This window comes from Brunnivagina elsteri CCALA 953 (assembly GCF_002289455.1).
GTDB lineage: Bacteria > Cyanobacteriota > Cyanobacteriia > Cyanobacteriales > Nostocaceae > Brunnivagina > Brunnivagina elsteri.
The window spans coordinates 1-16047 of record NZ_NTFS01000114.1; the positions used below are offsets into that span (position 1 = coordinate 1).

Annotated in this window: 12 protein-coding genes; 4 read left to right on the forward strand and 8 right to left on the reverse strand. The window is 41.8% G+C overall.

Annotation, left to right across the window (positions count from 1 at the left end):
- Nucleotides 1-101: 101 nt before the first annotated feature.
- The 5 genes from CK510_RS12260 to CK510_RS12275 form a co-directional block, all read right to left on the reverse strand.
- Entirely contained in the window at nucleotides 102-3413 is a 3312-nt protein-coding gene (locus CK510_RS12260) for an eCIS core domain-containing protein (RefSeq protein ID WP_095721975.1), read from the reverse strand.
- A 128-nt stretch (nucleotides 3414-3541) separates the two neighbouring features.
- The gene (locus CK510_RS12265) at nucleotides 3542-4522 is read right to left on the reverse strand and encodes a polyprenyl synthetase family protein (protein ID WP_095721976.1); all 981 of its coding nucleotides are present in this window, start codon (nucleotides 4520-4522) and stop codon (nucleotides 3542-3544) included.
- 38 nt (nucleotides 4523-4560) lie between these two features.
- Complete coding sequence (locus CK510_RS12270) at nucleotides 4561-5685, reverse strand: eCIS core domain-containing protein (RefSeq protein ID WP_095721977.1); 1125 nt, start codon at nucleotides 5683-5685, stop codon at nucleotides 4561-4563.
- Nucleotides 5686-6089: 404 nt separating this feature from the next.
- Nucleotides 6090-6215 (reverse strand): hypothetical protein, encoded by a 126-nt coding sequence (locus CK510_RS33950; protein WP_281257012.1) that lies wholly within the window; start codon nucleotides 6213-6215, stop codon nucleotides 6090-6092.
- 9 nt (nucleotides 6216-6224) lie between these two features.
- Nucleotides 6225-6542: a XisI protein gene (locus tag CK510_RS12275; protein ID WP_095721978.1), complete on the reverse strand. Its 318-nt coding sequence runs from the start codon at nucleotides 6540-6542 to the stop codon at nucleotides 6225-6227.
- Between the two features lie 139 nt (nucleotides 6543-6681).
- Between CK510_RS12275 and CK510_RS12280 the strand changes: the two genes are divergently transcribed.
- Nucleotides 6682-6978, forward strand: coding sequence for an AbrB/MazE/SpoVT family DNA-binding domain-containing protein (locus tag CK510_RS12280; RefSeq protein WP_245912100.1), 297 nt, complete (start codon nucleotides 6682-6684; stop codon nucleotides 6976-6978).
- Nucleotides 6971-7354 carry a type II toxin-antitoxin system VapC family toxin gene (locus CK510_RS12285; protein WP_095721980.1) on the forward strand — a complete coding sequence of 128 codons (384 nt, stop codon included), beginning with the start codon at nucleotides 6971-6973 and terminating at the stop codon, nucleotides 7352-7354. The genes CK510_RS12280 and CK510_RS12285 overlap by 8 nt, the downstream gene beginning before the upstream one ends.
- 65 nt (nucleotides 7355-7419) lie before the next feature.
- Here the strand turns inward: CK510_RS12285 and CK510_RS12290 are convergent, their stop codons facing one another.
- Nucleotides 7420-9474 (reverse strand): ATP-binding protein, encoded by a 2055-nt coding sequence (locus CK510_RS12290; protein WP_095721981.1) that lies wholly within the window; start codon nucleotides 9472-9474, stop codon nucleotides 7420-7422.
- Nucleotides 9471-10721 carry a Pvc16 family protein gene (locus CK510_RS12295; protein ID WP_095721982.1) on the reverse strand — a complete coding sequence of 417 codons (1251 nt, stop codon included), beginning with the start codon at nucleotides 10719-10721 and terminating at the stop codon, nucleotides 9471-9473. The genes CK510_RS12290 and CK510_RS12295 overlap by 4 nt, the downstream gene beginning before the upstream one ends.
- Before the next feature lie 471 nt (nucleotides 10722-11192).
- On the opposite strand from CK510_RS12295, the gene CK510_RS12300 reads away from it, so the two are divergent.
- Together CK510_RS12300 and CK510_RS12305 are read left to right on the forward strand one after the other, a co-directional pair.
- Entirely contained in the window at nucleotides 11193-12932 is a 1740-nt protein-coding gene (locus tag CK510_RS12300) for a serine/threonine-protein kinase (protein ID WP_095721983.1), read from the forward strand.
- 133 nt (nucleotides 12933-13065) lie between these two features.
- Nucleotides 13066-14991, forward strand: a complete 1926-nt coding sequence (locus CK510_RS12305) for a ShlB/FhaC/HecB family hemolysin secretion/activation protein (protein WP_245912102.1) — start codon at nucleotides 13066-13068, stop codon at nucleotides 14989-14991.
- Between the two features lie 55 nt (nucleotides 14992-15046).
- On the opposite strand, the gene CK510_RS12310 is transcribed toward CK510_RS12305, so the two are convergent.
- Nucleotides 15047-16000 (reverse strand): CHAT domain-containing protein, encoded by a 954-nt coding sequence (locus CK510_RS12310; protein WP_095721984.1) that lies wholly within the window; start codon nucleotides 15998-16000, stop codon nucleotides 15047-15049.
- Nucleotides 16001-16047: the final 47 nt, after the last annotated feature.

Sequence of the window (16047 nt, forward strand, 5' to 3'; positions counted from 1 at the left end):
TAGGGCAGGCAGGGATGCCCACCCCACAATAATTATAATAATTTGGATTATATGATTTAAATGCGGAACAGCTTATAACTCCGTAAGGAGTTTCCGCTTTCTCAATGATGGTGGTGCATCTCATCGTTATTACGTGCGCGAATGTAAGCTTCAAGACGTTGCTTGCTAGCTGGTAAATTTGCCCAAGTTATAAGCGGTTCTCGCCACCAAGTTGTATCATAGGGATGCTTGAATGTTTCTCGAACAAAATTGAATAGAGATGCCCGCTCTGGTGACATTGCCTTACTAGTTTCAGGTTTTCCGTGAGATTTTTGCAACTCCTCGTCCCACTCTGCCGTTGAGACAGGTGCCATTCCGTGGATTTTATTGATTTGCTCGTCTGAACGAATTTTACGCTCACCCCACTCTTTGATTGTTTCAGCAGCCGTATGCAGCCCAGTTGCAAGTTTTGGCATGATTTTATCGGCTTTGTCGGCAACAGTGCGTAATTCACCAGCGGTATCTTTGAGTTTATTGTCTAGTTTTTCAACCTCGGTGGCTATTCGCCGTAGCGTGTTCTGAATTTTCTCAACTAGTTTATCCTTCTCTTTAGCTAGTTCCTCCAACCGCTTGGCTAGCTGCTGCATTTTCTGGGCCGTCGATGCTTGTTTAATTTCCTTGGCTAAATCTTCTAATCCGCGAGGAATTTCGTTGGCAAGTGTACGGAGTTCTGATGCTGCGTCAGGTGCGGCAGTGTCGAGACGTCTAGCTATACCGCGAAGACCATCTGGAATCTCGCCAACCAATTTCCCCAAATTTTCTACCCCTTTGACCATCGCTTCATAAGTCTTTTCTGCCCCGTGGCTTTCTTCGGCTTCTTCTATTCCCCCTATTTTTTGAAGTTCAAGAGCCTCTTGTTTCGAGGTAATTTCTTTGTAATGAGGGGCTTTCTTCGCTGCTTTTCTTGCTGCCTCTCGTTGTTCGGGTGTCATGTTTTCTTCATGGGTGCCAGGAGGTGCCATTTTTGCCCGGAGTTCGAGTAGGATTTCGTCGTCGTAATTTTTCTGTAAGTCCTTGTCTGTTTGGACATTTTTTCCTTCAGATTCCCACACCGCAATAATTTTGTCGCGGATTTTTGTGTCAACGTGCATCGCAACTGCTGCGGCTGCTCCAAAAAATGGAGAGTCACCGTGATCTTTCGCAATTTGAGAGTGAGAAGGTCCAGCTTTTACATATTCAGGAGTACGCAGCATTGCAACGAGATGTTCCGCATCATTATCGTCTATCCCTGCTTCTGCACACCACTGAGCATTTGTCAAGCGCTTAATTTTCTCTTCCGCAGAGAGACTATTTAACTCAGATTTTTTCTTTTCACTCTTGATATTTTTATCAATTGAGCCTTGGATCTGCTTTTCAATATTGGTGCCCTCGGCTGTGGCTTCAGCAAAGGCTTTTTGAATCATCTCGCCAACAAAACGTACAGCTTCTTGGATGATTGGCTTGAGTGTTTCTCGTAGCGCATCAAGTTTATCATCAACCCACTTCCTCACAGATTCAGGAAGTTTTGCTTTAATACTATCAATAAAATCGTCGATTCCATTTTTAGCCTTAGCAATAAAGTGGTAAATCTTTGTCAAGGGCAATTTCGCGAATTGATTTGCCGCAGTTGCCATTACCTCCTCTACCCAGCCTGTGTCTAAAACATTACCAGCTACTTTCAACCCCGCACCTACAACCGTTCCTGCTGCTCCTCGCAACTTGCTCACCGCTTTGTCAAAGAAACTAGCATCGTCTTTTGGCTGCTCTCCAGAAATTGCTTTATCTGCTTTATCAGCTAACTCCGTTTTTAAGCTAGACCCAAGAGCGTGCATGGTGGAGCGAATTACATCCCCTGCCCGACTCTTTCCCTCATAGCGCTTTAATATCAACTCCATTGTTTGCTGGGTGCGCTCTTTGTTGCTGGCACCAAACGGGTCAAACTCACTCAGGAATGCCGTCAGCGCTTCAGATATACTAATCATAGTGTCTGCGGTAACAAAGGAGCCTGTTGTAAGGATTGGTCGTCCTGTTGTTGTTTTACCAGATAAGGTTTCCACCGGATCTAACTTTTTCTTTTTACGCTCCTCAAATTCCTCTTTCAAATCAGGAAAGGTCACAGTACCATCATTAATCAACTGCCCAACAGCAATCTCAAGATAGTTTGAGTGGGCAAAAAGGTCTTCGACAGTGTGCAAACCATTCCCCAGATGCATTAATCCTTCACCTGTACGTCCTTTATCTGCTGCATCTGAAAACTGTTCTTCCACATATTGGATTGAGCGTCCAAGATAGGCAGGAAGACCTGCGGCATTGACGACAAAAAGTTTCTGGAGTGCTTCTGGGCTTGAAATATCTTCTTTTTCTGGAAGGTGATGGTCGTCAGTTGTTGTACCGGGCTGCATCAAGTCGCTGGTTGTTTGTCCGGCAGGATTATCGATATGCTCACGGGGTGAATATACGCCGAAATCTTTGGGTGTCAATCCTTTGCCAAACTTACTAATTGCAAGTGCATTAAGGATTTCAAAGATAAAATCGTTACCCAGAACTTTGGTGACTGGATTGTTAATGAAAGCTTGCGACATATCCCGGCTCCAGTTACCAAAATAGGTCGCACTTGCTTCGGCATCAGTAAAACCCGATTTTCCTCCACTACCGGGAGCCGTAAGGGACGCACGCTCAATGTGTTCGTGATGTTGTGCCTCAAAGCGCCGCACTTGCATTGCACCACTACGAGAAATATTCATTGCCAGGGGCATTTTTCTTTGAACACCACCTGTTTGTTGCACCACATGAGTTAACTCATGTGCCGTCAAATGATTATGTCCTGGTAAATTACCGGAGCCAAAGTAAATATCACTACCATAAGTAAAAGCCTCGGCACCCATCTGCCTGTTCATCTGGGCTGCATTACTATCAGTATGTACGCGCACATTGCTAAAATCAGCACCAAAGCGCGGTTCCATAAAAGCTTGTACGCCATCGTCTAACTGACTACCACCGCCTTGATTCCCATATAACTGACTCTCTAAGTCACCGTTAATTTCGATACTTCCATCAGATGCCGGTTGTAATGATGGTTCTTCTTGTGGAATAGTTTCGGGTGTGTTTGATTGACCCAGAGGTGCAGCCATATTCATAACTTGATTTGCCACCCGTTCTGCTTCCTGTTCGTATTGGTCTTGGGGGTGGCTAACTGTTACCCGTGCTTGCGGACGCAATGAGATGCGACTGATGTCGTGAGTGGGGATTTCGCAAGACTGAATATTTGACTGTATTTGGGGTTGAGCTTTTAAGACTTTGAATCCTGACAGTTGTGCCAGATTTGGCTCCGTGTGGTTGGGTGTAGCGGATTTTTTGCGTTGAATTTTGATGCGCTCATGCGTGCTATCGCTCATATTACCCAACCTCCATAGATTTATACTATTAAGATACTGTTCATAAGTTTAATTGGTATTCTCACACAAACCCAAGCAGGCGATCGCCTACTTTAATGTAGGACAATAGTACTATTAAGTTGAAATTTCTACGATTTTAACAAAAGGTCTTCAACATGGGTAAAAATCACACTCACATATGCAACCAAAGCAGTTACACCCTCTTGTTGCGGAAGTGGATCTAGAGATGCTAACGCTTGTTCGCGTTCCTTGAGAGCAGCCCAAATGATAAAATCGCGGGTATTAATACTGTCTAGTATGTTACGAATTTGGAACTCATAAGCTGCTATTTGTCCGCTATTGACCAGAAATTGTAATTTTTCTCTTTGCTCGTGAGCGAGATTACAACCATAAATAACAGGTAGCGTAACTTTACCTTGAGCTAAATCAGTTAATCCTGAAGTTTCCCAAGTACCCTCAAAGTCGTCAAATAGCTGCAACGCTAAACCCAGGTGATATCCGTAACCGCGACAAGCTTCTACAAGGCTGGTATCATTAGTGCCACAAAGCGCCCCCGCAGCACAAGCCCAAGCAAAAGCGCTTGCATTTTTACCTTCAATAGTTTGCCAGTAGTCTTCAACGCTGCGAGTTTCGCCACGCAAATCTTTATCTTGTCCAGATGATAATTGCAAACCCGCTTGAATCAGCTTTCGACTAATAATACAGTAAAGTTCCGGCGACCAATCGGCTTTAGCAAGTAGCTCATAGCACATAGTATAAACCGCAGTACCAAAATTAATCGCTCTGGGTAAGCCTACTGTAGCCCATAATCCTTCTGGGCGGTCTTGGTCTTGAACGTCATCCAAAATTCGCATTGCCAAACAGAGCATTTCCCAAGCAGCAGCAACGGGAATAGCTTGTTTGGGATTACCGCCAACTGCGACACAACTGGCTAAGGGCAATGTAGAAAGAGAACCAAGGGGTTGGTTTAAGACTACGCCCAAAAGTGATTCTAGTTCCGGCCAGTCAAGTGGTAAATGCTGGCGAATGTAATCGCGGACATCTGGCAGTAGAATTTGAAACTGCTGGAAGTGAAGCAATTTTGACTGAGTCAAACTTATATCGGTCATATTGCAAGCTTATTATCCTACTAACGACAAGTACTTTTTTACTCGCCTGTATCTGTCTGTGTGGAAGACTCCGCTTGATTACATTCATTCGGGTTGTCCAACATTGAACCTCCTTCCACATTACAAGCGCCATCATGACAGAACGTTGTTGGACTATAGCGGACATCAAACTTTTGCTCTGCTTCTTGTCTAGTTGTAGCTTGAATGGTCTTGAATGAACCTTGTCTAGTTACAAAGCAATAAGGGTTTTGCTGCGCTCTACCCATTGCTCGCACCTGCTGTATTGGGGAGACTTGGCTGATTTCAATGGAATTTCCAGGCTCTCGCAAACCAGACCGATACTTCTCTAATGTCTGATTATCATTTGCCTTACGAAACACTTGTAGTTCCGGCTGATACTGAGGAATATTACTTCCGTCAGTAGCAAATACTGCTTGTATGTAGTTAGGTACACCACTAGTTTGTACCGCTACAGATTCTGGTTTTTCTTCTTGCTCACAAGCAGCGCATTTTCTTTGCACCCCTCCACCCTGCTGCACTACATGAGTTAGTTCATGAGCGGTTAATTCATCATTCCCAGGAGCTTTCCCGGAGCCATAGTAAATATCGCTACCATAAGTAAAAGCTTGTGCCCCCAATGACCTGTTCATTTGTACAGATACACTGTCAGTATGAACCTTTACATTGCTAAAATTATTGCCAAAGCGTGGCTCCATAAAGGTTTGAACGCTTGCTGGTAAAGGACTACCACTACCCCTAGTAGCATTTAGCTGACTTTCTATATCACCGCTAATTTCAGAATCATTATCTGCTGCTTGTCGCTGTAATCGTTTTGTATATAGAGAATCGTCTCCCACTGTCTGGATTGCTTGAGGGGTGAGGGGTAGTGTCATCATCATGACATCTTGTGCTACCGTATCTGCTTCCTGTTCATACATATCACCTGGTTGACTGATAGAAAGTCTTGTTTGCGGACGCAGTGATATTTGGCTAATATCATGACTTGGAAACGAAGCGATGCTTTGAGATGGAGAGGATGAAGACAAACCAAAACCCTGTGTTGCTTTTTGTGCAAGGGATGGTTGAGTATAAGTGGATGTTGCTGCTTTTTTGCGCTGGATTTTTGTGCGATAGCGCAAGCCCTGACTTGTCAGTTCGCTCATCGGTCCTATTCCCCTTTTGTGTTAAATTCCCGCCTCTGCCCCAAATTTTACAACTTGCTCAAATACCCACACCCTCGACTAAAGTCTATAATTTGCCCAAATGTGAATTTTGAATTATTAAGCCCTAAATTCGGCCAGTCCAGGGGCAGACGATGATATACAATTTCGATGCTTATGTCAAAGCCTTCAAAAAATATCACATACAAACAATTAAGACAAAAATCATAGCGATCGCATTCCCCCAACTACCCAAAAAGCCATAACTGCCTTAAGCAGAGAGAACAAACTTCTACTACTCATCCTCAATTTGAGCGATCGCTTACTCTTTGCTAGTGCTTATATAATACTATTAACGTGCTTACCCAAAACAACGTTGAATCCTTTTGAGGCATAAATACCAATCATCAATTCGTGAGTATATTGACGATTGCACCTTGTATTGAGAAGGTTGAAGCAAGCGATCGCAATTCCCCAAAAATAAAAATGCGATCGCACAAAGCCATCATAAGTTGTCTAGCTGAGAGCAGCATTAATTACTTTCAATTGTTCGCTGCAAGAAGTTTGCGGACACCGGGAGAACGAAACCCTAAAATAATATCTTTGCGGTCAACTCCACGCTGAATTAGTTCTCGATCAATATAAATTTCAGTGCTGTTGTGCTGAATCCAAATTTGACCCTCGATAATATCTAGCTGCATTGCACATCCATAAATACGGTATTCATCTCGCCATTCGTTATGCATAACTAAATAGCGATCGCGCACTGGATCGAAAATTAATTGCGCTTGCACATCATTAGTAGCAAATTCTTGTAAAAAGTCGCATAAAATTTGGCGGTATTCCTCTATTCGATCCATTATTCTATAACCTCCCGAACAAGATTATACGACCTTTTAGGTCTATATTTTCTCACGCCTCCCTCCAATTTCCGCTTCCGTCAACCGCTTCTCCAACGGGAGCATTCACCCTAAATTCTGCCAGTTCAAGGGGCAGACGATGAGATACAATTTGAATATTTATGTCAAACTCATCAAAAAATGCCACATGCAAACAATTAAGACAAAAATCTCTGAGGGTGGCAGAGTTGTAATCCCATCTGAGTATCGCAAACAACTGGGATTAGAAGTAGGTGACGAAGTTATGATTCAACTGGTGGATGGGGAAATGAGAATTTTTACACTGGAACAAGCCGTTAAACGATCGCAACAAATAGTACGTCGGTATATTCCCGAAGGGCGATCGCTTAGTGGCGAACTGCTGGAAGAACGTCGTCAGGAGAATTTGAGTGAGTAATTATGTTTTGGATGCTTCTGCTATCTTGGCACTGTTAAATAATGAATCTGGTAGCGAAATGGTTGTAAATGTCCTTACTGAAACTGTCATTAGTAGTGTCAATTTGAGCGAAGTTATAGCAAAACTTGCTGATAGTGGTATGTCAGAGGTCGAAGTCAGAGAAGTTATCAGCGCTCTGGGGTTAGAAGTTGTTCCGTTTGATACAGCAATGGCTTATCATGCAGGGATGTTACGTCCTCTAACAAGAAGTGTTGGGCTATCATTTGGTGATAGAGCTTGCTTGTCACTGGGAAAATCCTTGGGTTTGCCAATACTAACTACTGATAGAGTTTGGGCTGATTTAAATTTGGGGGTAAACGTGCAGGTAATTCGTTAGAATCTTTACCTCGAAAAATGACCCTAGTTAAGAACTCTGTTCTCATTGCTAATCATAATATTATCTCACACCCATCCCCCAATTTCCGCCTCCGTCAACGGCTTCTCTAACTTGCTATACTCACTTTGAGCGGCTCTTAACAAGTGTTTCATCTGCACTGCTTCCCCCGCATCCGCAGCCAAAAATGCCCCATTTAAGGCGATATTACGAATATTACCCCCCGCTACACTTAGCCGTGCCAGTTGAACTGCATCCAAATCTTGAGTTGGGGTATCAGATGGAAAAATCCGTCGCCAAATTTCGGCACGTTGCACGGCATCGGGGAAGGGAAATTGCGCCACAAACCTGATTCTTCGCATAAATGCTGTATCGATCGCACTCTTCAAGTTAGTTGTTAAAATTGCCAATCCTGGGTAACATTCCATCCTCTGTAATAGATAACTAACTTCGATATTTGCATATCTATCCCTCGCGTCTTTGACTTCGCTACGTTTACCAAACAAAGCATCGGCTTCATCGAACAGCAAAATCACACCACCCTGTTCGGCAGCATCAAATACTTGTCGTAAATTTTTCTCGGTTTCCCCAATATATTTACTGACTACCGATGATAAATCAATACGATATAAATCCAGCTTTAATGTATTTGCTAATACCTCTGCTGCTAAGGTTTTACCCGTACCACTTGCCCCGGCGAATAAAGCGCTAATTCCCAAGCCTCGCGCACTTTTGCCCCCAAATCCCCATGTTTCGTAGACTTTCCCGCGTTGACGAACATGCGCTGCTACATCAATTAAAATTTGTTTCTGTGTCTCAGGCAATACCAAATCTTCCCAGTTTGCTCCCGGTTCAATGCGTTGTGCTAATTCATCCAAACGAGGACGAGCTTGAACTCGACAAGCATCCCAAAGGATTTCGGTGAGTTGGGGAGAAGTGGGAGATATTAAAGCCTCTCTCCCTGTGGGGGAGAGGTTTGGAGAGGGGTTCTGCAAATGTCCTGCTGCTTCCACACAAGCAGCGCGAATGGTATCTGCACTTAAGTTAAACTGATTTACTAAGCTTTTAACTTGTCCGTTTAGCTGTGGTGCTAGTTCTGCTAAAGTATTTTGCCAAACTAAATTTTGCTCGGTTGAGGAGGGTTTATTGACATCAAAGCGAATAGCCGATCGCTTCTGTATTCGCATTCCTTCCCGACTGCTAATAATTAAAACACCATTGATGCGTTCTATGAAATGGCTAATTGCTGTGATGCGGGGAATATCTGTGGTGTCGATTTCCTGACAATCCAACAATAAAGCACTGCCGCTTAAAATAACTTCACGAGTCCACAAGCGAATGAGATTTTCTAGTTCTCCTGGTACGATGGGAACTACCCGTGCTGCGATCGCACACAAATTTAAACCGAGACTATGACAAACTGTGGCTGCGATCGCTTGTTTACTAGCTGTCTCTGTACCACATAATTGAATGACTGGTAAGCTGTTTGCTTGATTTTTTGCTTGGTAATGATGCCCAAGTATATTGGTAATGCGTTGTGCGAGTTCTTGCTGCGAGGGAACTAATTCCCCTGCAAAATTTACCGATTCGATAATACCCGCTAGTCTTTCATCCAGGTATTGAGTACCGACTAAATAATGTAATATTCTTTCGTCTATTCTGAGTGGACTGAGGGTAAGTGCATGTGCTTCGCCAATTTGGATTAAACGCCAGCGACGCAAGGCTGAATTTGGAGTTAAAGCATCCCAATGGGGGTTATCTAAGGCTGCTAAAGCGAGGCTAAAGGTTGGGTAATATTGTTGAGGGTCTTTGTTGGCAATCGTACATAAACGATGAAAGTCGCCGCTAAATTCTATTCCCGCACATAAAAGTAATATATCGCGCTCGAAGGCTGATAGACCAAATACTCGACATAACCTTTCTATCGCTGAAGGTGCTGGTATTGCTGTTGCTGCTGCCTGTAATTCCTGCTGAAGTTGTTGATTTTTAACCTTTAATGCTTCTAAATCACTTTTCTCTGTGGCTGTATACTTTTCTAAAGATGTACGTACTATCGCTAAAGCTGCGAGAAGATAGCGGTGATTGGCATCAAACCAATTTTGATTAGCAGTGGAAGCGTTCATGGTATTGTTACCTGTGGCGAGTCGTATTCCCCTGTTGAATTTTTGTTGAGCGGACTTTCTGCACCATCTACTTGTACCCTAACAAAATAGGTTCCAGGTTCGATATTTTTGACGGGAATAGTAATTGTGTCGGCATTATCCGTGGGGGATGATACCAAGAAAGAATAGGCTCGATCTAAATTATTAGATACTGCATTCAACAATAAAATTAACTGCTGGTTTTTCCCGACTTTGGGGGTGAATTTAACTGTTATTTCGGCTTGACGTAAATTATCTTCTTGGGGTTGAATTTGAGCAACCGTTGCCGTAATTTGTGGACGCAAAACAAATGCTGCAATATTTGATGCTGTTTCGTGATGAGACATTCCAGGAATAGGTATTTTCAGATGTACTACTTGTACCCCGCAGACTCCAGCAAATAGTTCGGGAGGTAAAAATATACTAATTTGGTTATCTTGAAATGCTTTTGGCTCAACTAACTTTTCTATCCCTTGGAGTCGAACCCGTGTTAAGTCACCCCGTAAACCTTTACCGCGAATAATTAGAGCATTACCGATTTCCCAGGGAGGGGTAACTTGTTCGATAATTGGTATTAACAAAGGATATTTATCATCTACTGCTTTTTGAGTATTCCGGCTATCGATTAACACCATTGACACTTGGTATGCAGCCGAAGGGCGATAATTCGTTTGCAAGGAAGACCAAAGTTTGGAAGTATCTTCCATGTTAAAAAACTCTGGGGAAAGTTTAATCTGTCCGATATTTTCAGCAACATCAGCGATGGATACGGATGTCAAAGCTTGGGAAAGAACGCTGGAAGTGTTAACTTTTGCAGCATTTTTTAAAGCTGTTTCTACTAATTCGCGGCTGAAAACAGGTGTATCGTGCAGTAACTGCATCGCATAACCAAGTAAAAGTTCTGCTTGAAAGTCCTTGACACCATAAGCTGTGAGTAAATAATGTAAGTCTAGAGCTAGGGGGGGATTTTGACGAGCATCTCCCAATTGCCGCGATCGCTTGTGACGATATTCCTCCGATACCCAGTCAGCATTACGATTTTGCGTAATTTGATAGAGAAAAAGATTAATTTGAGCGCGTTCGTCGGTTCCTTGGGTAATGCGATCCGGAGGAAGTGCAGTGACAACCACATCACCAACACTAGTTGCGATCGCATCTTTGACTAAGCCATTTTCGATTAAGTCTTTGAGTACTGCTGTAACTGCTGCTATAGAAAGCGCATTACTCATTCTGGTTTCTCCACGCTATTGCAACAGGTAATTCTTGACACTGGACGTAAAATTTTTCCGAAATTTAGAGGTTAAGGACTGTATACTAAAAACGGGTTAGAACTTTACTTTTAACAAGCGTGAAAATATTGAAGATACTTCGTTCCTCAGTATGACAGAAGTCCAGATTTTACCCGTTTGCAGTGTAACTAACAATTGGTCTTTGTTATCCTCCAGTCGGGAACCTCCAATACCACAGCAGCATCTAAAAGTCTGAACTCACGGTAAATATTGACGAGGATATTGTACTGTTGCTTTTCAAAAATCTCTATGTTAGTTTTATTGTCTAAAATGTTACACTTATGTAACTATTCCTTATAGTAATTGACTTTGAGTAGAAAATACACAGTTAAATTTGTACTTTGATTTACTGCTTAGAGAAAGTAAGTTTGATAAATTCAAAATTATAAAATACAGGATAGTTATAGCCAAATGAATTCTCCTTCTAGCTCAAACTCTTGGATAGGTCGCGCACTAGGTGATAACAACCGATATCGCCTGGATAAGCTTTTGGGTGGGGGTGGTATGGGTGATGTTTTTTTGGCAATGGATACCCGTATTGGGAAGCTGGTAGCCCTCAAACTTCTCAAGGATACCTTGGTTGCATCCAAGGAGATGAGAAGACGTTTCGAGCGGGAAATAGAAATATGTGCAGCACTCGATAGTGAACATATCGTCCAGGTTACCGACTGCGGTGTGACGACAGAAGGGTATCCATTTTACATAATGGAATATTTACGCGGTCAGTCTCTACGGCAGATGCTTTTGCGGGAAAAGCGGCTATCTGTGGAACGAACTATCAACATTATGACGCAGGTTTGTCAAGGCTTACAACATGCCCATAAAGGTGTCAACATAGAGCGGCAGGGAGGAAATGAACGTATTCAAGTTGTACACCGTGACCTCAAACCAGATAATATCTTTTTGGAAAACACAGATTCTGGGGAGTTTGCCAAAATTGTCGATTTTGGGATTGCCAAAATTCGTAGCGAGTCTTTTGACCAGACAAATCTCACCAGTGCATTTTTAGGAACTTTTCGCTACGCATCCCCCGAACAATTAAGGGGTGTAATTGATATAGATGGCAGGGCTGATATTTACAGTTTGGGGATTATTCTTTACGAAACCCTAAGTGGTGCAGACCCTTTTGGTTTTAGTGTTAAAGAACGTAACTATAGTGAAGCTTCCTGGATTTTTGCCCATACTAGCGAACCTCCAAAACCATTGCGATCGCAACCAAGTTGCGAAAATTTACCCGCACAATTGGAAGATGTGGTGATGCGGTGTTTACAAAAAAAACCAGAAAATCGTTTTGCATCGGTAGAAGAATTAAATTTGGCTTTGCAAGTTGTTTTGGCATCAATGCAAAAGATTTCATCTGCAACCATTATTGAAGAAACTATTTATCAGCCTCAACATTTTCTAAAGGGTTCTAATGAAGAAACCATAGTTCGACCTATAAATGTAGAGGAAAAAATAGAGAAAAAGGTTCAGAAGGAAGAAACAATAGCTCAAATTCCCCCAGGTGAAAAACAGCGTGAGGAAACTATAGCTCAATTTCCACCCATGCAAAGCTTGATTTCGGAAAATCAACGGGAAGAAACAATAGCTCAAATTCCTATACAAGCGCAGAAGGAGGAAACTATAGCCCAAACTCCCCCGATTTCATCTGCGAATTTACAACTAAAACATGAAGAAAGAAACTTTCAATCTCCCGTTATAAAAAATAATGTTGGAGAACATCCAGGAGAAAGAATTGTTCAAAAACCAAACAACTCTTCTTTAACAGTAGTTATTAGCATAATCGCATTTGCTATTGCTTGTGTTGCTGGTTTTTTTGCTTATCCTTTGGTGACATCCGGGCAAACTTTAAACAAGATTAAGGAAGCGCAAAATAAATCAAACTATGAGGAATGTATTGCTTTATCAGACAAAGTGAGTTCAGATTCCAGTATTCATTCCGAAGTCCAACAAATACTTAATACATGCCGACAGGATTATGCTATCAAGCTAGCAAAAGAAGGTAAGTGTCTGGAAGCATATCAAGTCAACGACAGAAGTCCTAAATCTTTATTTGAGCAGATAAAATCTCAAATAGATAATATTTGCGAAATACCAGGGAAAACCGAAGCATCGGGTGAAACACCAGTTCAAAAACCTGGTAGGTTTTGAGAGTATTGTAAGGTGTGTTACTCGTACTAAGGCAGAAAATTATTAAGGATTAGACTATTGTCGTATTGACAAAAAAATCTAGTATTTTATACTTTTTAATATTTCAATATTAAAAAAATAGGAAGAATAAAAATTGAAATTATTACTAAGCAACATCTTAAACTTAAGATGTAAATTTGCAATATTAGGTGTAGTTTTTTGGTCTGGAGCCAATCCGACTATTGCTGCTCACCATAATTCATTAAAAACGATTACAACGCTCGATCGCTCTGATGTGGTGGCACAATATTACCTGGCTGATTCTAAATCGGAACATAAAGTTTCCCAGGCAGAATTTTCCCATGCAAAATGTGTCAGCATAGCTTCAGATATTCGTCCACCAAAAGCAAATTCAGCACCTGAAGCTACCCCCCCACCAGAAAACACTCCAGAACCGGATCGAGATAATTCCCAAATTCCATTAAATCCAACACCAGAGAATAATCAACAACAACCACAACCAAGTCAAGATAATCCCACTCCTGAAAATAATCAGCAACCCCAACCGAATAAGCGCTTTTTGGTAAAGAAAATAGATGTCCGTGATTCTAAAATTTTTAATGCAGAGCAAATTAAATCTATTACTCAACCCCTAGAAGGAAAAGATGCCACTCTGCAAGAATTAGCTGATGTCGCAGATAAAATTACTGCACTTTACCTCAAAAATGGCTACATTACATCAAGAGCGGTTTTAGTAGACCAGACAATTGAAACGGGTGAGATAGTAATCAGGGTTTTTGAGGGAGGAGTAGATGAAATTCGGGTTGAAGGAAATCAAAGGATAAATTCAGATTATATATGCAGCAGAATTCGACTTGCGGGATTAAATCCGCTTCGCCAGCAAAAGCTAGAAGACCAATTAATCTTATTACGTTCTGACCCAATATTTAAAAATTTAGAAGCCAGCCTTAGACCCTCCGATGGAGATAAGTTTGGGCAGAGTACAATTATTGTCAGGGTGACAGAAGCAAATCCCTTCAAAGGTGCTTTGGGAGTAGATAACTATTCTCCACCAAGTATAGGTTCGGAAAGATTGGGTGTCGGCTTATCTTATCGTAACCTTGTAACATCTGGAGACCAAATTTCTGCCTCTTACAACCGTTCTACAACTGGTGGACTGAATCTTTATGACTTTAATTACCGAGTTCCCCTGAATCCAATGGATAGTACTTTACAAGTACGAGCAGTAATTAATGATACTAAAATTACTGACCCACAGTATAAGAATCTCAATATTCGTGGTGACTTCCAACAGTATGAAATCAATTACCGTCAACCGTTGATAAGAACACCCCGTCAAGAATTTGCTTTATCTTTAGGCTTTGCATACCAAGATGGTCAAACCTTCTTGTTTGATAATTTACCATTCCCCTTCGGTGTTGGTTCCGACAAAAATGGCGTGAGTCGTACTAGCGTTGTCAAGTTTGGGCAAGATTACGTAAGTCGAGAAAAAAATGGTTCTTGGAGTGCGCGATCGCTGTTTAATTTTGGTACTGGTTTATTTGATGCTACCACTAACAAAGAACCCATCCCAGATGGTCAATTTTTTAGTTGGTACGGTGAGGTACAGAGAACTCAAAAGCTTAGTGAAGACCAACTTTTGATTATAGGACTTGACTTACAATTAACTCCCAATAGCCTATTACCATCCCAACAATTTGTCATTGGTGGTGCCCAAACAGTGCGGGGTTATCGTCAAAATGCTCGTTCTGGAGACAACGGAGTTCGATTTTCCATCGAAGATCGGATTACGGTGCTGCGAAATGAAGGTGGTTTAGCAACTTTACAATTTAGCCCTTTTATTGATTTAGGTGCTGTTTGGAACCATCCCGATAATCCCAATAACGGCTCTTTACCCAGACAGAGATTTCTATCTAGTGGGGGTTTGGGTTTATTGTGGCAACCAATACCTAATTTCAATATACGCTTAGATTATGGTATTCCATTTGTGAATCTAAGCGATCGCGGTGATAATGCCCAAGATTCGGGTTTTCACTTTAGCGTTTACTATCAACCCTGAATTGAATAGAGACGTTACATGTAACGTCTCTTTCTGAAATCAAGAATTGTTGAATTTACCAAGGACTACCAATCATCGTGAATGCTGACCAGTAAAAAGGATGTTTTAAGTCCTTAGTTTGTTTCGATTCTGGTGATTCTGGTGGCAACGTCACGCTGCGTACAGAAGTACGCATTTGACCATTTTCGATGGTAACTTGACCCTTAATCATTGCTATTTGCGCTTGTCGTAGTGCTTCTGCTTTGATGGGTGCAGTTTTCAGGTGTTTGTAGAACTCAGTCATCAGTCCTAAAGTTCCCGAGTCGCTCACTTGCCACAAAGATGCCAATGCAGTTTTAACTCCTGCTTGATACGCAAATCCACCAAACCCTAATTCAGCTTCTCTGTCACCTAATGCAGTTCGACAAGCACTGAGAACCAATAATTCGACAGTTGGGTTATTCAATCCTAAATCCCGCATTTGTGATAACTTCAATTTATCATTCCAAAATTGAACATAAGAGTTATCAGGTGTCCCTGTCTCAAATTCCCCATGCGTTGCCAGGTGAATAATTCCAAACGGTTGAGAACTGCGAATTGACTTGAGATTATTTAAAGTAAAGTTTTGGTTGAGGAAAAATTTCCCTTTCCAAATATCTTTGGCAACGATAGATAACTCTTCAGGTACAGCAGGCAAAGGATTAAGCTGTTGAAATTTGGATGCTCCCATTGCCAAAACTTGCGTGTTGCGGATATCAACATAGCGAGTATCGGTTATGCTCAATGCGGGAGTAAATCCAACGCTGTAGTTCTCTACCAAAAATTGTTTACCATCATGAAGTGCAGCAAAAGGTACGGAGCGCAAACCTTCATCAGCGATAAACAGCAAATTATTTATACCTTTTTTATTCAGTTCCTCTTTTAAAGGTGCAATAATTAATTGATAGAGGTCTCCAGCAGGTTGCAAGTACTCGTCATTATTTGGGTCTTCTAAAGAACCGTAAAGATTTTTGGCAAGATTTAAATCCATCTGCCAGTGATATTAATAGCGATAATATTTCGTTGCAAATTAGTTCG